Origin of the sequence: Candidatus Contendobacter odensis Run_B_J11 (assembly GCF_000531125.1) — a bacterium.
Classification (GTDB): domain Bacteria; phylum Pseudomonadota; class Gammaproteobacteria; order Competibacterales; family Competibacteraceae; genus Contendibacter; species Contendibacter odensensis.
The window spans coordinates 1-1,862 of sequence record NZ_CBTK010000149.1; the positions used below are offsets into that span (position 1 = coordinate 1).

Below are 1,862 nucleotides of genomic sequence, written 5' to 3' on the forward strand. Positions count from 1 at the left end.
GCTTCGATCTTGGCGCGTTGCGCCTCCAAACTCTGCCCCTCTTCGACTTGCATGAGAGTACTAACCCGCACGTACCCCACTACGCTGCCCATGATGGTTGCTCCCCCCTTGGTTTGATGGATTGTAGCACATGATAGTATGTGGTACTCACCGCTGGGGGATTTTTGATCACTCACGACCTCCTTTGTGTACAACTAGGGTCTGTGTACACGATAAAAGTCGGTGTACGGGGGGCGTGGTGCGGTCAGATACGGAGATGAGGGGGATACGACGAGGATCACGAGGTCCGGCGCGGCTCGATCCTGCGGGTGCTGGAGTACCCAGTAAGCACTACCGTTGAGTCGGATAGTGCCGAGACCCGCTGTTACAGTCACATTAAGCCCTTCAACACCTTGCCCTGATTAAGAAGGGATTAAGACTATATTTTGCGGGGAGCTTGCGTTGAAGGGCTGGATGTACTTCACTCAGAGAATCTGGTTCATTGCGAACCGATGCAGTGCGGCGATGTTGGAGATGCGGGATGTTCCACAACTGTGGGTGTTTGCTGCCGGATTTAGGGGCATTTCATCAGGCCGAGTGACGTGAAATCAACCGGGTTAGAGATAATCGGATGGAAAGTACACCCGTGTTTCTTTAGCACCTTTTTGAGGGTTCACTCAAAAGTTAGACCTTCTTACACACAATAGGAGAAATAGCTGATGAAGAAAGTGCTTTTCCTTGTAGTCGCAATTTTGAGTGTTGCTACGTCCCCCAACGTATTCGCAAGATCAGAAAGCTGTCGCACCGCCACTGAGGAGGAAATCGCTTCCTTGTTTGATAGATGGAATTCTTCTCTTCAAACGGGAGATCCAAAAAAAGTTGTCGCCAACTACGCCAAGGTGTCGATCTTGTTACCAACCGTTTCCAACAAACCTCGCTTGACCCCGGATGAAAAAGAGGATTATTTCGAGCACTTCCTACAGAAGAAGCCCGTTGGCAAGATTGATGTGCGCAGCATAGAAATCGATTGCAATACAGCCATTGATGCCGGGTTATATACCTTTACGTTCAGCGATGGGACTCAAGTCAAAGCTCGTTACACCTACACATACAAGTGGGACGGGAAACAATGGTTGATTACCAGCCACCATTCTTCGGCAATGCCTGAGAAGAACTGAATCCCTTTCGAGTCTCTGCGCATCCCTGCCCGGATATATTTGGAAACGGCAGAGTAGAATCGTGCGTGTGCTTCATCATGTTGGTATCGGACTGGTCTGGGCTTTCGGCGGATACTTCGTCGGTGCTTTTCTCGTTTACTTCCTTATCTCGTACCTCTCATCAAACAACTATGACCGGAGTACTGAAGCCGTCATGACCGCCGCGTTCGCCGGCGGCCCGCTCTCCGCGATCATTGCGTTCATCGCTGGCGTGGTCTATTCCATACGAGCGTCGTAGCCCTTGACGGCCTTACCGGAACGGGATCGGGTTCCGCTGTGGGACTGGCGACGGCAAGAAAAATCGGCAGCACCTCCCACCGCAGCGTCGAAAATTCCGCCGCCGCAACCACTGCATGGGGAAAGATTATGTTCCAGAACTTGAAGTTGCGTACCCAACTAAACTCCGGTTTTGCCGCAGTGATGGTGCTGCTGATCATCGTAGCGGGAACCGCTTATTGGGGTTTGACGGGCGCATTCGACGGCTTTACCGAATACCGGCGGCTGGCCCGCGCCTCCAATCGAACTGCTGTCTTCCAGGATCAGATGCTGAATGTCCGGCTGTCCGTCAAGAATTTTGTCATTAGCCACAGTGATAAAGCCACTCAGTATAATGGACCCCAAATTTCGGACAGGCAAATAAGGTGGTACTCTGCAACGTAAAGACAT

General features: G+C 51.5%; 3 protein-coding genes. All 3 read left to right on the plus strand.

Annotation, left to right across the window (positions count from 1 at the left end; translation table 11 throughout):
* Positions 1-698 precede the first annotated feature (698 nt).
* The 3 genes from BN874_RS10745 (at position 699) to BN874_RS10755 (ending at position 1,856) form a co-directional block, all read left to right on the plus strand.
* The gene (locus BN874_RS10745; protein WP_034433047.1) at positions 699-1,157 is read left to right on the plus strand and encodes an SgcJ/EcaC family oxidoreductase; all 459 of its coding nucleotides are present in this window, start codon (positions 699-701) and stop codon (positions 1,155-1,157) included.
* Positions 1,158-1,218: 61 nt separating this feature from the next.
* Positions 1,219-1,434 carry a hypothetical protein gene (locus BN874_RS10750; protein ID WP_051497707.1) on the plus strand — a complete coding sequence of 72 codons (216 nt, stop codon included), beginning with the start codon at positions 1,219-1,221 and terminating at the stop codon, positions 1,432-1,434.
* A 38-nt stretch (positions 1,435-1,472) separates the two neighbouring features.
* Complete coding sequence (locus BN874_RS10755) at positions 1,473-1,856, plus strand: MCP four helix bundle domain-containing protein (RefSeq protein ID WP_154724866.1); 384 nt, start codon at positions 1,473-1,475, stop codon at positions 1,854-1,856.
* Positions 1,857-1,862 lie beyond the last annotated feature (6 nt).